Genomic DNA, 16373 nt, shown 5'->3' with positions numbered 1-16373 from the left:
ATACGGCGCCGCCGGCGCCCTACCGCCGGCCCGTGGCGCCGAACGCCACCCCGCCCAGGATCAGTGCCATGCACAGCGCCTGCAGCGGGCCGACCGCCTCGCCGAGCAGCGCCCAGGAGAGCAGGGCGACGCAGACCGGCTGGAGGTAGTAGACGACTCCGGCGCGGGTCGGTCCGACGAGGGAGATCGCCTTGTTCCAGGCGAAGAAGGCGACGGCGGAGGACAGCACACCGACGTAGAGCAGGGGCAGGACCGTGCCGGGCCTGGGGTCGAAGCCGCCCTGGACGGCGAGGCTGATCCCCTGGGCGGGCAGCAGCAGGACGGTGCCGAACAGGAACGTGGTGAACAGGAAGGCGGTGCCCTCCAGTTCGGCGGGGCGGCGGCGCAGCAGGGCGCTGTAGGAACCGAAGGAGCAGGCCGCGGCGATCATCCACAGGTCGCCGGAGGAGAACGACGCCGCCCCCGCGCCGCCGATGAGCAGCACCACGCCCGCGCAGGCGATCAGCAGGCCCGTGACCCGGCGCGCGCCGAGGCGTACGCCGCCCGCCCGTTCGAGGACCGCCATCAGCACCGGGGAGGCGGCCATGATCATGCCCATGTTGGCGGCCGGGGTGGTCAGTCCGGCCTGGTTGACCAGCGTGTTGTAGACGGCGACACCGAGCAGCGAGGCCAGCAGCACGTAGCGCAGGTGGCGGCGGATCAGCTCCCGCTGCCGCCAGGCAGCGCGGGCGCCGAAGGGGGCCACGGCGACGAGCGCCACCACCCAGCGCCAGAAGGCGTGCTGCACCGGCGGCACGCTGTCGTGCAGAGCGCGGGAGGTGACGAAGCTGCCCGCCCAGACCACGGTGGCGAGGGCGGCGAGCGCGAGCCCGAGAACGGCGGGCCTCGGGACCCGGGGGTCGGGGGCCGGTGTGGATGTGGGTGTGGTCTGGCTCAGGGCTTGGGCCACGTGGGTCCTCTCGCTGTACGGGGGCAGGGGCGACCCCACCGTGACAGCGGCCTACCTGTCAGGTCCATCGAATCTTTTCGAGCATTCCTTTCAGCAGATCTGAAAGGAGACCGGAAAGGAAGACTGAAGGGAGGTCGGGAAAGGGGGCTGAAAGAAGGCTTGGGGGTTCTTGCCGTCTCTGCCGGTCAGCCCACGTGGGCGGCCAGCGCCGCCTCGATCGCGGCCGGGTCGGCCGTGTCCGCCGCCCAGGCCACGTAGCCGTCGGGCCGTACCAGCAGGGCCGTACGGCGTCCGCTCGCCCAGCGGGCGGCGGTCAGCCGGCCGGCGCGGTCCTCCCCCACCTGGTGGGCGTCCGGCGTGAGGAGGACGAACCGGCCGCCGCGCAGGGCCTCGTGGAGCCGGCCGCCCCCGGCGAGCGCCACGTCCGGGACCCGGAGTCCGACGAGGCGGTGGGAGCCGCGCGGCGCGCGGTACCGGAAGGCGATCCCGGTGACCTGACCGGCGACCAGGCGGCGGGCGGGGGCGACGGCACCGAGAACGGTGACGAGCGCGGCGCGCAGCGCCAGGGTCCAGGGGCGCCCGGCCATGGCGAGGCGCACGATGCCACCGCTGCTGCGCAGTACGGCCCTGCCCACCGGGTGGCGTTCGGCCTGGTAGGTGTCCAGGAGCGATTCGGGGGCGTGGCCGGTGACGACCTGGGCGAGCTTCCAGCTGAGGTTGGCCGCGTCCTGCAGGCCGGTGTTCATGCCCTGGCCGCCGGCGGGGCTGTGCACGTGGGCGGCGTCCCCGGCGAGGAGGACCCGGCCGACGCGGTAGGCGGGCGCCTGGCGTTCGTCGCTGTGGAAGCGGGACGTCCAGCGGGCGTCGTGCATGCCGAAGTCGCGGCCCAGGGCGAGCCGGGTGATCTCCCTGACCTCGTCGAGCCCGACGGGCGTGTCCTCGGGCACGTCACGGTCGCGGCGCCAGCAGATGACCCGGTGGTAGCCGTCGCCGAACGGCGCGAGGAAGGCGAACGCGTCCCCGACCGCGTTGACGGTCAGCAGCGTCTCGGGCGGCTCGGCCAGCCGCACGTCCGCCAGGATGAGGGAACGGATCACCGACCGCCCCGGGAACGGCAGCCCGACCGCCGCCCGCACCGCGCTGCGCATCCCGTCCGCCCCGACCACGTACGCCGCCCGCAGCGCCTCGGTCCGCCCGTCGGCGCCCCGCACGTCCACCGTCACGCCGTCCGCGTCCTGGGACAGCCCGGTCACCTCGGTCTCGTGGCGGAAGTCCACCCCGTTGTCGGCCGCACGCCGCTCCAGCACCTTCTCCACCTCGTACTGCGGCAGGACGAGGACGTGCCGGAAGCGGGAGGGCAGGCGGGTGAGGTCGATGGCGAGCCGGCCGAAGAGCTCCAGCCGGTCCAAGGGGCGGCCGAGGGCCTCCAGGCCGTCGGCGAGGCCGCGCGCGTCGAACTGTTCGAGGGTCCGGGCGTGCAGGACGAAGGCGCGGGAGAGGTTGCTGATCCGGTGCGGACGCTTCTCGACGAGGGTGACGGGGACACCGGCGGCGGCGAGGTCACCGGCGAGCAGGAGCCCGGTGGGGCCGGCGCCGACGACGATCACGGGGGTGGTGGTCATGAGGGCCTCCTCGAAGGCTGCGCGCGGGCCAACAGTTGTTGGCCAACGTCCCACTGCCAACGTAGACCCGACGGCGGGAGTGCGTCAACGGTTGTTGGCCCACAAATGTTGGCATACACCCGTAGGCACATGCTTGTTGGCCCACAGCCGTTGACCTACGCTTGTTGGCATGCCACGCCAAGCCTCGCCCGAAGCCTCACCCGACCCCACCGGCGCGCCCGTCGGCGCCCCCGCCCGCTCCCCCGCCGCCGCGCCCGCGCCCGGCCGCCGTTCCGACGCCACCCGCGCCGCCATCCTCACGGCCGCGCGGACGCGGTTCGCGACGGACGGGTACGAACGGGCGACCATCCGGGCGATCGCCAAGGACGCGCGGATCGACCCGTCGATGGTCATGCGCTACTACGGCAACAAGGAGAGCCTGTTCGCGGCGGCCGTCTCCATCGACCTGCGGCTCCCGGACGCCTCCGCGCTGCCCCGCGACGAGGTCGGCCGCGCGCTCGTCTCCCACTTCCTGGCGTTGTGGGAGGAGAACGGCGAACTGACGGCGATCCTGCGGGTCGGGGTCACCAACGCGGCCGGGGCCGAGCGGATGCAGCGGGTGTTCCGGGAACAGTTGCTGCCGGTCGCGCGGGCGGTGTGCCCGGACCCGGAACAGGTGCCCGCGCGGGCCGCCCTGTGCGCGTCACAGCTGCTCGGCCTCGCCCTCACCCGGTATGTCCTGCGGCTTCCGGCGGCCGTCGCCCTGGCACGCGAGGAGGTGCTGGCCTGGCTGGCGCCCACCGTGCAGCGGTACCTGACGGCGCCCAGCCCCTGACGGCCGCCGGGGCGCCGCAGCCGTCGAGCCCGGCGAAGCCGTGGGGGCCCGTCGAGGCCGCCGAAGCCGTCGAGCCCGACAAAGCCATTGGGCCCGCCGAGGCCGTCGAAGCCGCCGGCGGTCGACGCACGGAGGGCGCCCGTCCTGCCCGCGTACGGCGATGCGTGCGCGGGCGCAGGACGGGCGCCCTCGGTGGGAGTTCTCCGGACGGACGGACCGTGGCCGGGCGGGGCGTCAGGCCTTGACGTCCACGTTCCGGCTGGTGCTCTGCTGCTTGTGGGACCTGTCCAGGACCATGACCAGACCCGCGATGATCACGAACAGGGCGAGCGGGATGCCGACGAAGAGCCCCAGCGTCTCGGCGACGCCGATACCCTTGCCGGGGTCGTCACCGTCGTCGCGGGTCACCGCGAGCGCGGGGGACGACATGAGCAGCATCATCAGCGTCGTACCGGCCGCCAGGCTGCCGGCGCGCAGGGCGTTCTTCTTGTCCACGGTGCAAAAGTAGCGAACGCCGGAACGAGGCGCGCGTCCGGGGTGCCGTATGAGGCGCATGCGCCGTCCGCGCGCCCTCGCGCTCACCCCTCCGTCCCCGCCGTACCGGGCGCTCCCCCGTGTGTCGTCCCGGCCCGCAGCACGTCCGTCAGCGCGTACAGGCGGGGCGTGGCGGCCAGGTCCTCCAGCGACACGGGCCGGCCCTCGGCGTCGGCGACGGGCAGTCGCCAGTTCGGGTACTCGTACCAGGTGCCGGGGAGGTTCTGCGGGCGGCGGTCACCGACGGCGTCGGGAAGCCAGAGACCGACCATGCGGGCGGGTGTGCGCAGCAGGAAACGGTGGACCGCCCGGATCCCGGCCTCGATACGGGCCTCAGCACCGACCCCGTCACCGGCATCCACACCGGCGCCGCCACCGGCCCCCGAACCGGCGCCGGCACCGCCCTGGTCCCCGGCCCCGTCACCGGCCGCCTCGCCCACTCGGAGAGCCGCCCCGTCACCGGCTGCCTCGCCCACTCGGACGCCCGCCCCGCCCCCGGCCTGCTCCCCGTCCTCGCCGGGCTCCTGGAGCAGGCCCAGGGCGCCCAGCAGCGTCAGCCACTCCTCGGCGTCGGCGGCGGCCTCCGCGCGCTCCTCCGCCAGCGGGCGGGTGAGCAGACCGAGGTGGTGGCGCAGTGCGACGTGCTCGCCGGTGAGGCGGGCCGCGGTGGGCGGCAGGTCGTGGGTGGTGGCGGTGGCCAGGCAGTCGGCGCGCCACCGTTCGGGCGGCAGGGGGCGGCCGTCACCGTCCCAGTCCCGTTCGAACCAGAGCACCGACGTGCCGAGCACGCCGCGCCGGTCCAGCGTCTCGCGCACCCCGGGCTCGACGGTGCCGAGGTCCTCCCCGATCACCACGGCGCCCGCCCGGGAGGCCTCCAGCACCAGGACCGCGAGCATGGCCTCGGCGTCGTAGCGGACGTACGTGCCCTCGGTGGGCGGGCGGCCCTGCGGGACCCACCACAGCCGGAACAGGCCCATGACGTGGTCGATACGCAGGGCGCCCGCGGAGCGGAACAGGGCGCGCAGCAGGCGGCGGAACGGGGCGTACCCGGAGGCGGCGAGGCGGTCGGGGCGCCAGGGCGGGAGGCCCCAGTCCTGGCCGCGGGCGTTGAAGGCGTCCGGTGGCGCGCCGATGGACATGCCGGCGGCGAAGTGGTCCTGCTGGGCCCAGGCGTCGGCGCCGCCGGGGTGCACGCCGACGGCGAGGTCGTGCACGATGCCGACCGGCATGCCCGCCTCGCGGGCGGTGCGCTGGGCAGCGGTGAGCTGCTCGTCGGTGAGCCAGGCGAGGCGGGCGTGGAAGTCGACGCGGTCGGACAGTTCGGCGCGGGCGCGGGCGGTCTCGGCCAAACGCGGGTCCCTGAGCCCCTCGGGCCACCGGCTCCAGTCCGGGCCGTGCACCTCGGCCAGCGCGCACCAGGTGGCGTGGTCCTCCAGTGCCTGGCCCTCGCGGTCGCGGAAGGCGGCGTAGGCGGCGGTGCGGCCGGGGCCGAGCGGCACCCGGTGCAGCACTTCCAGCGCCTGGCGTTTGAGGTCCCACACGGCGTCCCGGTCGATCAGGGCGCCCTTGTCGAGGACGTCGGCGCGCAGCCGCGCGGCCCGTTCCCGCAGGGCGCGCAGCCGTTCCCGGTCCGCGTCTTCGGCGGCGTAGGGGAACTCGGGGACGTCCTCCACCCGCAGGTGCACGGGGTCGGGGAAGCGGCGGGACGAGGGGCGGTAGGGCGAGGGGTCGGTGGGGGCGCCGGGCACGGCCGCGTGCAACGGGTTGACCTGCACGAACCCGGCTCCCAGGGTTCGCCCGGCCCAGCCGCTCAGCTCGGTGAGGTCGCCCAGGTCGCCCATGCCCCAGGAGTGGTGGGAGAGCAGGGAGTAGAGCTGGACGAGCAGCCCGTACGAGCGTCTGGGCGGGGTGGGGAGGCGGGGCGGGGCGACGATCAGGTGGGCTTCGCCGCTGCGGCCGTCGGGGGCGGCGGCGGTCAGGTGGTGCACACCGGGCGGGAGGCCTTCGGCGGTGGCGCGCGCCTCGCCCGCCTCGGTCTCGACGCGGAGCCGGGTGCCGGGCGGCAGCGCCGCCAAGGCCTGCGGGGGGCCGGCGTCGCTCCAGTGGACCACGGTGGGGGGCAGCAGCCGTTCCCGCAGTTCGCGCTCGCGGGCGGTGAGCGCGGCGCGGGTCGCCCCTGCGGTGTGGGCGTCGACGTCCAGGGCGGCCAGGGCCGCGACGACGGCGACGGCCGAAGCGGCCACCGTCCGCCCTGGTGAGGGGCTGTAGGAGGTGGCGACGCCGTGCAGCGCCGCGAGCCGGGTGAGGTCGTCTTCCCCGGGGGGCTCGGCCGGCCGTGGCGCGGTCATCTACCGCTCCGCGCCGCAGGGGTCGGGATCGGCGGTGGACTCGCTGGTCAGCGGCGCGGCCTCGGCGAAGGGCGGTTCGCTGGTCAGCGGTTCGGCGTCGGGCAGCGGCGGCTCGCTGGTCAGCGGTGCCTCGGCGTAGGGGGCCTCGGAGGTGAAGACGTCGGTGTGCGCGGCGTCGGGCGTGTGCGGGTCGCCGAAGGGGAGGTCGTCCAGGTGGGGTGCGTCCGGGCGGGGGTCGGCGGGCGGCCGGTGTTCCAGGGCCGGCTCCGCCCCGGGTTTGGGCAGGGCGGTCTCCGGCCCTTCCGTATCGGAGAGCGCTGCGTCGGAGAGCGCTGCGTCGGACAGGGCCGTGTCGGTCAGGGCCGAGAGCAGGAGGTGCGCCGGTGCGGTCACGGGGGGGTCTCCTTGTCGAGTGCGGCAACGAGCGGATTACCGCAGCCCTACCCAGTGCGCGCGACGGCAGACGCACGGGAACGAACTACGTGCTCCTGGTCACTTTCCGCTCCCTCCAGGTTGCGCTGCGCAGGGAGCGGCGGCCACTTCCGCCCCGGCATTCGGAGGACGGCGAGGCGGGACCCCGACCGTTCGGAGGACGGCCGGGGCGGGACCGGCCGCCGCGGCGGCCCCCCGGCCCACCCGCCCTCCGCCTGTGCGAAGGCCCGGGCCGTCAAGCGGAGATGCCGTCGATCCGGGCCAGGGCGTCGTCCGCGCCGTACGGCTGCAAGTAGGGCAGCCAGCGCGGGTCCCTGTGTCCGGTGCCGATGATGCGCCAGGCCAGACCGGTGGGCGGAGCCGGCTTGTGGTGCAGCCGCCAGCCCAGTTCGACGAGGTGCCGGTCGGCCTTGACGTGGTTGCAGCGGCGGCAGGAGGCCACCACGTTGTCCCAGGCGTGCTGGCCGCCGCGCGAGCGCGGGACGACGTGGTCGACGCTGGTGGCGACGCCGCCGCAGTACATGCACCGGCCCCCGTCCCGCGCGAACAGCGCCCTTCGGGTCAGTGGAACGGGCCCCCGGTAGGGAACCCGTACGAATCGCTTGAGCCGGACCACGCTGGGTGCGGGGACGGTGACGGTCGCGCTGTGCAGATGGGCGCCGGACTCCTCCAGGCAGACCGCCTTGTTCTCCAGCACGAGGACGAGCGCGCGGCGGAGCGGTACGACGCCGAGGGGCTCGTACGACGCGTTGAGGACCAGGACATGCGGCACGGGGGCCTCCTTGTACGCCGGCGGCGCGTGGCTCGCGCCGGGACGATCTGCAGTCAGTCTCCCCTCAGGCCTGGTGGACGCGCCACCATGTCCCGGTAACGGGCTGGGAGTGTTTTCGACCACACCTCATACATCCCCCGGTTCCGGGCCGGCCCACACGGCCTGCTCAGAGCGGGATGCGCGCGTCGCGCGCGGAGCCCTCCCCGGAACTTCCCGGGAACCCGCACACCGTGCCCCGTTAGTGTGGTTGCCCTGCCCGTCCGGTGACCTCTTCGTGACCCTGACGATATCGACCAGACGATGTCCACCGCCGCGTTCGGATCGCGGCGCCGACGGGCGGACGCACCTGGAGGTACCTGCCGTGTCCTTGTCCGCCGTCCTGTCGGCCGCCGCCGGTCCGTCGCCGTCGCCGTCGCCGTCGCCCACGGAGACGCCGTCCGTTTCGGTCCCCACCCTCCAGGACGCCCAGGAGAGCGCGAACCAGGCGGCGAGCTGGGTCGAGCAGAACTGGTCCACGTGGCTGGCGATCGGCATGCGGGTCGTGCTGATCCTCGTCATAGCGAGTGTGCTGCGCGTGGTGGTCCGGCGGGCGATCACCAAGCTGATCGAACGGATGAACCGCACCGCGCAGCAGGGGGCCGGCACGACGCTCGGCGGGCTGCTGGTCAACGCGGAGCGGCGCAGGCAGCGTTCAGCGGCGATCGGCTCGGTGCTGCGGTCGGTGGCGAGCTTCCTGATCATGGGTACGGCCGCCCTGATGGTGCTGTCCGCGTTCCAGATCAACCTGGCCCCGCTGCTGGCGTCCGCCGGTGTCGCCGGTGTGGCGGTCGGTTTCGGCGCCCGGAACCTGGTCACGGACTTCCTCTCCGGTGTCTTCATGATCCTGGAGGACCAGTACGGCGTCGGGGACACGATCGACGCGGGCGTCGCCTCCGGCGAGGTGATCGAGGTCGGTCTGCGCGTGACCAAGCTGCGCGGCGACAACGGTGAGATCTGGTACGTCCGCAACGGCGAGGTCAAGCGCATCGGCAACCTGTCCCAGGGCTGGGCGACGGCGGGCGTGGACGTGACCGTCAAGGCGGGCGAGGACCTGGACCGGCTCAAGGAGACGCTGACCGGGGTCGCGGAGAAGATGAGCAAGGAGGAGCCCTGGAACGAGCTGCTCTGGAGCCCGATCGAGGTGCTGGGCCTGGACAGCGTGCTGATCGACTCGATGGTGGTGCGGGTCTCGGCCAAGACGATGCCGGGCAAGTCGACGGCCGTCGAGCGCGAGCTGCGCTGGCGCATCAAGCGCGCCTTCGACGAGGCCGACATCCGCATCGTGGGCGGCGCGACGGCCCTGCCGGAGGAGGGGTCGGCCGCCGACCCGATGGCCGCGGTCGCCGCCCCGTCGGCGCACTCCGAACCGGGCGCTTCGGAAACCAGGGCGACGACACCGATACCGCCGCAGCAGCCGACCGGTAAGTAGGCGTCGCGGGCGGGGGTTGCGGGCGGGCGGCGCGGAAGCCGTGGGCCGCCCGCCCCCGCTCCCGTCCCTCCCCCGCCGCTGCCACTACGCCCGCCCCTGCATCTGCACCCGCGCCCGCGCCCGCGCCTGCCCCTGCCCCCTGCCCCCTGCCCCTGCGCCGCAGATAACGACTCCGTTGCCTCCCGTCCGCCCACCCTTGACGCCCCCTTCGTCCCGGGCTTAGGTTCCTGCCACTCGAACAGGAAACTTTCCTAACAGTGATCTCCCAGGGCAGGGGGCGAGAAGCATGGCAGGGACGACCGGCACGCCGGGTCCGCCGGGCACACCGGGCACCCCGCGGGTCCTGCGCGCCATGAACGACCGGGCCGCCCTCGATCTGCTGCTGGAGCACGGGCCGCTGTCGCGGACCCGGATCGGCAAGCTCACCGGACTGTCCAAGCCGACCGCCTCCCAGCTGCTGGCCCGGCTGGAGGCCGCCGGGCTGGTCCGCGCCACCGGGACCAGCGAGGGCCGGCCGGGCCCGAACGCGCAGCTGTACTCGGTCGATCCGGCCGCCGCGTACGCTGCCGGACTCGACGTCAACCCGTACCGCATCCGCGCCGCGGTCGCCGACGTCACCGGCCGCACGGTCGGCGAGTTCCACCTGCCGACCCCCGGCCGGCATCCTTCCCAGCCGGTCGTACGGCAGGTCACCGACGCGCTCGACGGCGCGGTGAAGGCGGCGGGCCTGGCCCGCGCCGACGTCCACCGCCTCGTCATCGGCACCCCCGGCGCCTTCGACCCCAGCACCGGCCGCCTGCGCTACGCCTCCCACCTGCCCGGCTGGCACTCCCCCGCGATCCTCGACGAGCTGGCCGCGGCCCTGCCGATGCCGGTGGAGTACGAGAACGACGTCAACCTGGTCGCCATCGCCGAGCAGCGCCTCGGCGCGGCCCGCGGCCACCAGGACTTCGTGCTGCTGTGGAACCAGGAGGGCCTCGGCGCCGCCCTGGTCCTGGGCGGCCGACTGCACCGCGGATGGACCGGCGGGGCCGGCGAGGTCGGCTTCCTCCCGGTGCCCGGCGCCCCCCTGGTCCGCCAGGTGACCAGGGCCAACAGCGGCGGCTTCCAGGAACTGGCCGGCGCGCAGGTGGTGCCGAAGCTCGCCCGCGGGCTCGGCATCGAGGACCTGCCCTCCGGCCCGTACACCGAGGCCGCCGCCGCGCTCGTCGCCCGCGCCGCCGACCACGCGGGCGGCCCCCACCGGGAGCTGCTGACGGCGTACGCGACCCGGCTGGCCACCGGCCTGGCCTCCCTGGTGTCCGTCCTCGACCCCGAGCTGGTGGTGCTCAGCGGCAGCGCCCTCACCGCCGGCGGCGAGGTGCTGCGCGCCCTGGTCCAGGCCGAACTGGAGGAACTGGCCGCCTCCCGGCCGCGCCTGGTGGTGGGCGGCGTACGGGAGCGGCCCGTGCTGCGCGGCGCGCTGGAGAGCGCGCTCGCGGCCACCCGCGACGAGGTCTTCGACACCTCACGCTGAGCCCGCACCCCCTCGTCTTCGACACCTCACGCCGAGCCCGCACCACCCCTCGTCTTCGACACCTCACGCCGAGCCCGCACCACCCCTCGTCTTCGTCGCCTGCCGTTCCCCGCCCTCCCCTTTCCGCACCGCCCGCCTCAGGGAGATCCCGTCATGCCCGAAGTGTCCAGGAAAGCGGCTCTCGCGCTCGCCGCCTCCGTCTCCGTCGTGCTCTGCGCCACCGCGTGTACCGGCCAGCCGGCCTCAGGCGCGAACGACGACGCGTCGAAAGACACGACGATCAACTTCTGGCACGCCTGGAGCGCGCCGAACGAGGTGAAGGCCGTCCGGTCGCTGATCGCCGGCTTCGAGAAGGCGCACCCCAACATCCACGTCAAGGTCGTCGGCAACATGACCGACGACAAGATGAACCAGGCGCTGCGCACCGGCGGCGACAAAGCGCCGGACGTGATCTCCTCCTTCACCACCAACAACGTGGGCAAGTTCTGCTCCTCGGGCGCGCTGGTCGACCTCAACCCCTTCTTCGAGAAAGCCGCGATCGACCCGGAGAAGACGTTCCCGAAGGCGATGAACGAGTACACGCAGTTCGGCGGGAAACGGTGCACGGCGCCGCTGCTCGGCGACGCGTACGGGCTCTACTACAACAAGACGGCGTTCGAGAAGGCGGGGATCGAGCGGGCGCCGAGGACCTGGTCCGAGTTCGAGGCGGACGCCAAGAAGCTGACGGTTCCCGACGGGGACGGCTACAAGCAGCTCGGTTTCATGCCGACCTACCACGGCTGGGAATCCACGACCGAGCACCTCTTCGCGCAGTTCTCACCGCAGTACTTCGACGCGGACGGCAAGTCGAACGTCGCCAAGGACCCCGCCTTCGCGAAGGGTTACACCTTCCAGAAGAAACTCGTCGACGAACTCGGCGGATTCCAGAAGCTGGAGAGGTTCCGGGCCACCCTCGGTGACGAGTGGGGCCCCAAGCACCCCTTCCACACCGGTCAGGTGGCCATGCAGCTCGACGGCGAGTGGCGGCTGGGCATGGCCGAGGAGGCCAAGCCGAAGTTCGAGATCGGCGTGGCGCCGCTGCCCGTCCCGGACGACCAGGTGAGCCAGTACGGCAAGGGCTACATCACCGGCACCGTCACCGGCATCGCCGCCACCAGCCACAAACAGAACGCGGCCTGGGAATTCGTGAAGTACATCTCCACCGACACCGACGCGGTGGTCGGATTCGCCAACGGCATCCACAACGTGCCCTCCACGCTCGCCGCCCTGAAGTCCCCGAAGCTGAAGTACGACCCGCGCTTCAAGACGTTCCTGGACATCGCGGGCGACACGGACTCGACGACCACGCCCGCCTCGATCAACGGCGGCCAGTACCTGGTGACGATCCAGCAGCTCGGCTACGACTACGAGAGCGGCAGGCAGAAGGACCTGAAGGCCGGCCTGGAGAAGGCGGCGCACCAGATCGACACGGACATCGCGCAGGCGGAATAGGAAAGCGATGACCACCCTCACCCTGGCGTCGAAACGCCGCCGCGCGGCACTGAAGACCCTCGCCTTCATGTCGCCCTGGCTGATCGGATTCACCGTCTTCTTCGCGTATCCGCTGATCTCCACCGTCTACTTCTCGTTCACGCACTACGACGGGTTCAACGCGCCGACGTTCAGCGGCGCGAAGAACTGGACGTACGTCTTCGAGAACTACCCGCTGTTCTGGCCGGCCCTGCGCAACACCCTGTGGCTGGTGGTGGTCATGGTCACCCTGCGGGTCGCCTTCGGCCTGGGCGTCGGCCTGCTGATCACCAGGATCAAGACGGGCACGGGCGTCTTCCGCACCCTGTTCTACCTGCCCTACCTGGCCCCGCCGGTCGCGGCGACCATGGCTTTCGCCTTCCTGCTCAACCCCGGTACGGGCCCGGTCGACTCCCTGCTGGAGAAGACGGGCATCCCGGCGCCCGGCTGGTTCGGCGACCCCACCTGGTCCAAGCCGGCCCTGACCCTGCTCGCCCTGTGGGGCGTGGGCGACCTGATGGTCATCTTCATGGCCGCGCTCCTCGACGTGCCCACCGAGCAGTACGAGGCCGCCGAGCTGGACGGCGCCTCGCCCTGGCAGCGCTTCCGGTACGTCACCCTGCCGAACATCTCGCCGATCGTGATGTTCGCCGTGGTCACCGGCGTGATCCAGACGATGCAGTACTACACCCAGCCGCTGATCGCCGGGAAGGTCGCCTCCGGCGTGATCCAGGGCGCGGGCACGATGTTCGAGCCCGGCTACCCGGACAAGTCCACGCTGACCCTCCCCCAGCTCGTGTACAACCTCGGCTTCCAGCGTTTCGACTACGGCTCGGCCTGCGTGGTGGCGCTGGTGCTGTTCGCCCTGTCGATGGCGTTCACCGCACTCCTGATGCGGCGCCGCGGCGGTCTCATGCAGGCAGGTGACTGACGATGACCCAGGTCCTGGACCAGCCGGCCGCCCTGAAGAAGGCCCCCGCATCGCCCGCCGAACGCACCGCCCGCCGCAAGGCGCTCCTGCACTGGATCGCCGTCCACGCGCTCGGCGTGGCCACCGCCCTCTTCTTCGTCCTGCCCTTCGTGTTCGTGTTCCTGACCTCGCTCATGAGCGACAGCCAGGCCCTCAGCCGCGATCTGATCCCGCACACCTGGGAGTGGGGCAACTACAAGAAGGTCTTCGACACCCCGGGCTTCCTCACCTGGTGGAAGAACACGCTCCTGTACGCCGGCGCCGGCACGGTCCTCACGGTCGTGTCCTCGATCCCGGTGGCCTACGCGCTGGCCAAGTTCCGCTTCCGGGGCCGCAACCTGTCACTCATGCTGGTGATCTCGATGATGATGCTGCCCCCGCAGGTGATCATCATCCCGATGTACCTGTTCTGGGCGAAGCAGCTGGACCTGTCCGGCACGCTGTGGCCGCTGATCGTCCCCATGGCGTTCGGCGACGCGTTCTCCGTCTTCCTGCTGCGGCAGTTCCTGACGACCGTCCCGAACGAGTACCTGGACGCGGCGAAGGTCGACGGCTGCGGCGACCTTCGCACCCTGGTGCGGGTGGTGCTGCCCATGGCGAAGCCGGGCATCGCGGCCGTGGCCCTCTTCCAGTTCTTCTACGCCTGGAACGACTACTTCGGCCCGCAGATCTACGCCTCGGAGAACCCCGCCGCCTGGACCCTGTCCTACGGCCTGGAGTCCTTCAAGGGCGCCCGCCACACCGACTGGAACCTCACCATGGCCGCCACCGTGCTGGTCATGGCCCCCGTGATCCTCGTGTTCTTCTTCGCCCAGAAGGCGTTCGTCGAGGGTGTCACGCTCACCGGAGTAAAGGGTTGACAGACATGAAACTCACCGTGGTCGGCGGCGGTTCGACCTACACGCCCGAACTCATCGACGGCTTCGCCCGGCTCAGGGACACCCTCCCGGTCGAGGAGCTGGTCCTGGTGGACCCGGCGGCCGACCGGCTCGAACTGGTCGGCGGCCTGGCCCGGCGCATCTTCGCCAAGCAGGGCCACCCCGGCCGGATCGTCACCACTTCCGACCTGGACGCGGGCGTGGAGGGCGCCGACGCCGTCCTGCTCCAGCTGCGCGTCGGCGGGCAGGCCGCGCGCCAGCAGGACGAGACCTGGCCGCTGGAGTGCGGCTGCGTCGGCCAGGAGACGACCGGCGCGGGCGGCCTGGCCAAGGCGCTGCGCACGGTCCCGGTGGTCCTGGACATCGCCGAACGGGTGCGGCGCACCAATCCGGACGCCTGGATCATCGACTTCACCAACCCGGTCGGGATCGTCACCCGTGCCCTGCTGGAGGCCGGGCACCGGGCGGTCGGCCTGTGCAACGTGGCGATCGGCCTCCAGCGGAAGTTCGCCGCGCTGCTGGACGTGGCACCCCACGACGTCCACCTGGACCACGTGGGCCTGAACCACCTCACCTGGGAGACCGGGGTGCGCCTGGGCGGCCCGGAGGGCGAGGACGTCCTGCCCCGGCTGCTGGCCGAGCACGGCGACGCCGTCGCCGCCGACCTGCGCCTGCCCCGCCCCCTCCTGGACCGCCTCGGCGTGGTCCCCTCGTACTACCTGCGCTACTACTACGCGCACGACCAGGTGGTGGAGGAACTGCGCACCAAGCCGTCCCGGGCCGCCGAGGTGGCCGCCATGGAGCGCGAACTGCTGGAGATGTACGGCGACCCGGCCCTGGACGAGAAGCCGGCCCTGCTCGCCAAGCGCGGCGGCGCCTACTACTCGGAGGCCGCGGTGGACCTGGCCGCCGCGCTCCTGGGCGATCAGGGCAGCGGGCCCGCAGGGCCCTCGTCCGAGGGTGGTGGCGGGCGACGGGCGGGGAGCCCGTACCAGGTGGTGAACACCTACAACCGGGGCACGCTGCCGTTCCTGCCGGACGACGCCGTGATCGAGGTGCAGGCGGCGGTCGGCCCCAAGGGTGCGACCCCGCTGCCCGTGGCCCCCGTGGACCCGCTGTACGCGGGCCTGGTCGCGAACGTGACGGCGTACGAGGACCTGGCCCTGCGGGCGGCGCTGCACGGCGGCCGGGACCGCGTCTTCCGCGCCCTCCTCGCCCACCCCCTGGTCGGCCAGTACGCGTACGCCGAGGCCCTCACCGACCAGCTCATCGCACACAACCGGGAGCACCTCGCGTGGGCCTGACCGCAAGCGTCCTCGCCATCGACGCGGGCAACAGCAAGACCGACGTCGCGGTCGTGGCGGCCGACGGGAGCGTCCTCGCCACGGCCCGCGGCGGCGGGTTCCGGCCACCGGCCGTGGGCGTGGAGACGGCGGTGGACGTGCTGGCGGACGCCGTCGCGCGCGCCTACGCCGAGGCCGGGGTGACCTCGGTCGCGCACGTCTCGGCGTGTCTGGCCAACGCCGACCTGCCCGTGGAGGAGGAACGGCTGGCGTCGGCCCTGCACGCGCGCGCGTGGGGCACGACGGTGGAGGTCCGCAACGACACGTTCGCCATCCTGCGCGCGGGCGTGGCCGAGCCGCGCGGGGTGGCGGTGGTCTGCGGCGCGGGCATCAACTGCGTCGGCATGCGCCCGGACGGCCGCACGGCACGCTTCCCGGCGATAGGCCGCATCTCCGGTGACTGGGGCGGTGGTTCGGGTCTGGCGGAGGAGGCCCTGTGGTTCGCCGCCCGCGCGGAGGACGGCCGCGGCGAGCCGACCGCGCTGGCGCGCACGCTGCCGGGCCACTTCGGGCTGGCCTCCATGTACGCCCTCATCGAGGCGCTGCACCTGGAACACATCGATCCGGAGCGGCGGCACGAACTGGCGCCCGTGCTCTTCGCCACGGCCGCCGAAGGCGATCCGATCGCACGTTCCATCGTGGAACGTCTGGCGGAGGAGGTGGTGTGCATGGCGGTGGTCGCGCTGTCCCGTCTCGACCTCCTCGGCGAGGAGACCCCGGTCCTGCTGGGCGGCAGCGTCCTGGCCGCCCGCCACCCGCAGCTCGACACGTCCCTGCGCGAACGCCTGTCCGCGCGGGCGCCCAAGGCCGTGCCCCAGGTGGTCACGGCCCGTCCGGTCCTCGGCGCGGCGCTGCTGGGACTGGACCGCACGGGGGCACCCGCGGCGGCCGGGGAGCGGGTGCGGACCCGCTTCGAGCGCTGACGGGAACGGGCCGCGGCCCCCGCGGCGGACGGCCCGTCGCGTGCCCCGCGCGCCCCGAACGGGGCACGCCCGCCGAGCGGGGGAACCGAACCGATCCGTCCTGCGTATTCATGGGCAGGGGGTGGTGCGGGGCGTTCGTCGTGTGCGCCCCCTGGCGACCTCGTCGCGGCCTGACCAAGATCCGGTGAAGGCCGGTGCGGATGTCGGTTCCGGCAGGGATACTTGCGGCGACGGATGACCACGGGGGGTCAGCAGTGACACACTCGCCGAACAGCAGCGCGGCACCGCCGGGCCC

General features: G+C 73.0%; 14 protein-coding genes. 8 read left to right on the top strand and 6 right to left on the bottom strand.

Annotated elements, in window-relative coordinates:
* Window positions 1-19 precede the first annotated feature (19 nt).
* Window positions 20-949, bottom strand: a complete 930-nt coding sequence (locus ACFC02_RS22115; protein WP_376359837.1) for a DMT family transporter — start codon at window positions 947-949, stop codon at window positions 20-22.
* A 185-nt stretch (window positions 950-1134) separates the two neighbouring features.
* Window positions 1135-2571, bottom strand: coding sequence for an FAD-dependent monooxygenase (locus ACFC02_RS22110; RefSeq protein ID WP_376359835.1), 1437 nt, complete (start codon window positions 2569-2571; stop codon window positions 1135-1137).
* Between the two features lie 169 nt (window positions 2572-2740).
* Here ACFC02_RS22110 and ACFC02_RS22105 point away from each other — a divergent pair, with 169 nt between their 5' ends.
* A complete protein-coding gene (locus tag ACFC02_RS22105; RefSeq protein WP_376359832.1) occupies window positions 2741-3385 on the top strand; it encodes a TetR family transcriptional regulator in 645 nt (214 codons plus the stop codon).
* 234 nt (window positions 3386-3619) lie between these two features.
* On the opposite strand, the gene ACFC02_RS22100 is transcribed toward ACFC02_RS22105, so the two are convergent.
* The 4 genes from ACFC02_RS22100 to ACFC02_RS22085 all read right to left on the bottom strand — a co-directional run bounded on the left by ACFC02_RS22100 (window position 3620) and on the right by ACFC02_RS22085 (window position 7471).
* Entirely contained in the window at window positions 3620-3880 is a 261-nt protein-coding gene (locus ACFC02_RS22100; protein ID WP_376359830.1) for a hypothetical protein, read from the bottom strand.
* A gap of 83 nt (window positions 3881-3963) precedes the next feature.
* A complete protein-coding gene (gene malQ, locus ACFC02_RS22095; protein WP_376359827.1) occupies window positions 3964-6267 on the bottom strand; it encodes a 4-alpha-glucanotransferase in 2304 nt (767 codons plus the stop codon).
* Complete coding sequence (locus ACFC02_RS22090; protein ID WP_376359908.1) at window positions 6268-6480, bottom strand: hypothetical protein; 213 nt, start codon at window positions 6478-6480, stop codon at window positions 6268-6270. It abuts the gene before it with no gap.
* Between the two features lie 454 nt (window positions 6481-6934).
* On the bottom strand, window positions 6935-7471 hold the full coding sequence (locus ACFC02_RS22085) for an HNH endonuclease (RefSeq protein WP_360975357.1): 537 nt from the start codon (window positions 7469-7471) through the stop codon (window positions 6935-6937).
* A 361-nt stretch (window positions 7472-7832) separates the two neighbouring features.
* On the opposite strand from ACFC02_RS22085, the gene ACFC02_RS22080 reads away from it, so the two are divergent.
* The 7 genes from ACFC02_RS22080 (at window position 7833) to ACFC02_RS22050 (ending at window position 16078) form a co-directional block, all read left to right on the top strand.
* Complete coding sequence (locus tag ACFC02_RS22080) at window positions 7833-8939, top strand: mechanosensitive ion channel family protein (RefSeq protein ID WP_376359823.1); 1107 nt, start codon at window positions 7833-7835, stop codon at window positions 8937-8939.
* Window positions 8940-9225: 286 nt separating this feature from the next.
* Window positions 9226-10455 (top strand): ROK family transcriptional regulator, encoded by a 1230-nt coding sequence (locus ACFC02_RS22075; protein WP_376359820.1) that lies wholly within the window; start codon window positions 9226-9228, stop codon window positions 10453-10455.
* Window positions 10456-10608: 153 nt separating this feature from the next.
* Entirely contained in the window at window positions 10609-11946 is a 1338-nt protein-coding gene (locus ACFC02_RS22070; protein WP_376359817.1) for an ABC transporter substrate-binding protein, read from the top strand.
* Between the two features lie 7 nt (window positions 11947-11953).
* The gene (locus tag ACFC02_RS22065; protein WP_360975369.1) at window positions 11954-12895 is read left to right on the top strand and encodes a sugar ABC transporter permease; all 942 of its coding nucleotides are present in this window, start codon (window positions 11954-11956) and stop codon (window positions 12893-12895) included.
* A 2-nt stretch (window positions 12896-12897) separates the two neighbouring features.
* Window positions 12898-13794, top strand: coding sequence for a carbohydrate ABC transporter permease (locus ACFC02_RS22060; protein WP_376359813.1), 897 nt, complete (start codon window positions 12898-12900; stop codon window positions 13792-13794).
* A 5-nt stretch (window positions 13795-13799) separates the two neighbouring features.
* Window positions 13800-15116 (top strand): 6-phospho-beta-glucosidase, encoded by a 1317-nt coding sequence (locus ACFC02_RS22055; protein WP_376359811.1) that lies wholly within the window; start codon window positions 13800-13802, stop codon window positions 15114-15116.
* Complete coding sequence (locus tag ACFC02_RS22050; protein WP_376359808.1) at window positions 15107-16078, top strand: N-acetylglucosamine kinase; 972 nt, start codon at window positions 15107-15109, stop codon at window positions 16076-16078. The genes ACFC02_RS22055 and ACFC02_RS22050 overlap by 10 nt, the downstream gene beginning before the upstream one ends.
* The last annotated feature ends 295 nt before the right edge of the window (window positions 16079-16373 follow it).

Source organism: Streptomyces sp. NPDC056160, assembly GCF_042268205.1.
Taxonomy (GTDB): Bacteria; Actinomycetota; Actinomycetes; order Streptomycetales; family Streptomycetaceae; genus Streptomyces.
The sequence above is the reverse complement of the archived record's forward strand: the minus strand, read 5'-3'. Positions and strand labels throughout refer to the sequence as shown.

What these genes read in the sequence shown, in the direction of transcription:
- malQ (WP_376359827.1), bottom strand. Translation starts at nt 6,267, where the DNA reads ATGACCGCGCCACGGCCGGCCGAGCCCCCCGGGGAAGACGACCTCACC.
- ACFC02_RS22110 (WP_376359835.1), bottom strand. Translation starts at nt 2,571, where the DNA reads ATGACCACCACCCCCGTGATCGTCGTCGGCGCCGGCCCCACCGGGCTC.
- ACFC02_RS22105 (WP_376359832.1), top strand. Translation starts at nt 2,741, where the DNA reads ATGCCACGCCAAGCCTCGCCCGAAGCCTCACCCGACCCCACCGGCGCG.
- ACFC02_RS22065 (WP_360975369.1), top strand. Translation starts at nt 11,954, where the DNA reads ATGACCACCCTCACCCTGGCGTCGAAACGCCGCCGCGCGGCACTGAAG.
- ACFC02_RS22075 (WP_376359820.1), top strand. Translation starts at nt 9,226, where the DNA reads ATGGCAGGGACGACCGGCACGCCGGGTCCGCCGGGCACACCGGGCACC.
- ACFC02_RS22070 (WP_376359817.1), top strand. Translation starts at nt 10,609, where the DNA reads ATGCCCGAAGTGTCCAGGAAAGCGGCTCTCGCGCTCGCCGCCTCCGTC.
- ACFC02_RS22055 (WP_376359811.1), top strand. Translation starts at nt 13,800, where the DNA reads ATGAAACTCACCGTGGTCGGCGGCGGTTCGACCTACACGCCCGAACTC.
- ACFC02_RS22060 (WP_376359813.1), top strand. Translation starts at nt 12,898, where the DNA reads ATGACCCAGGTCCTGGACCAGCCGGCCGCCCTGAAGAAGGCCCCCGCA.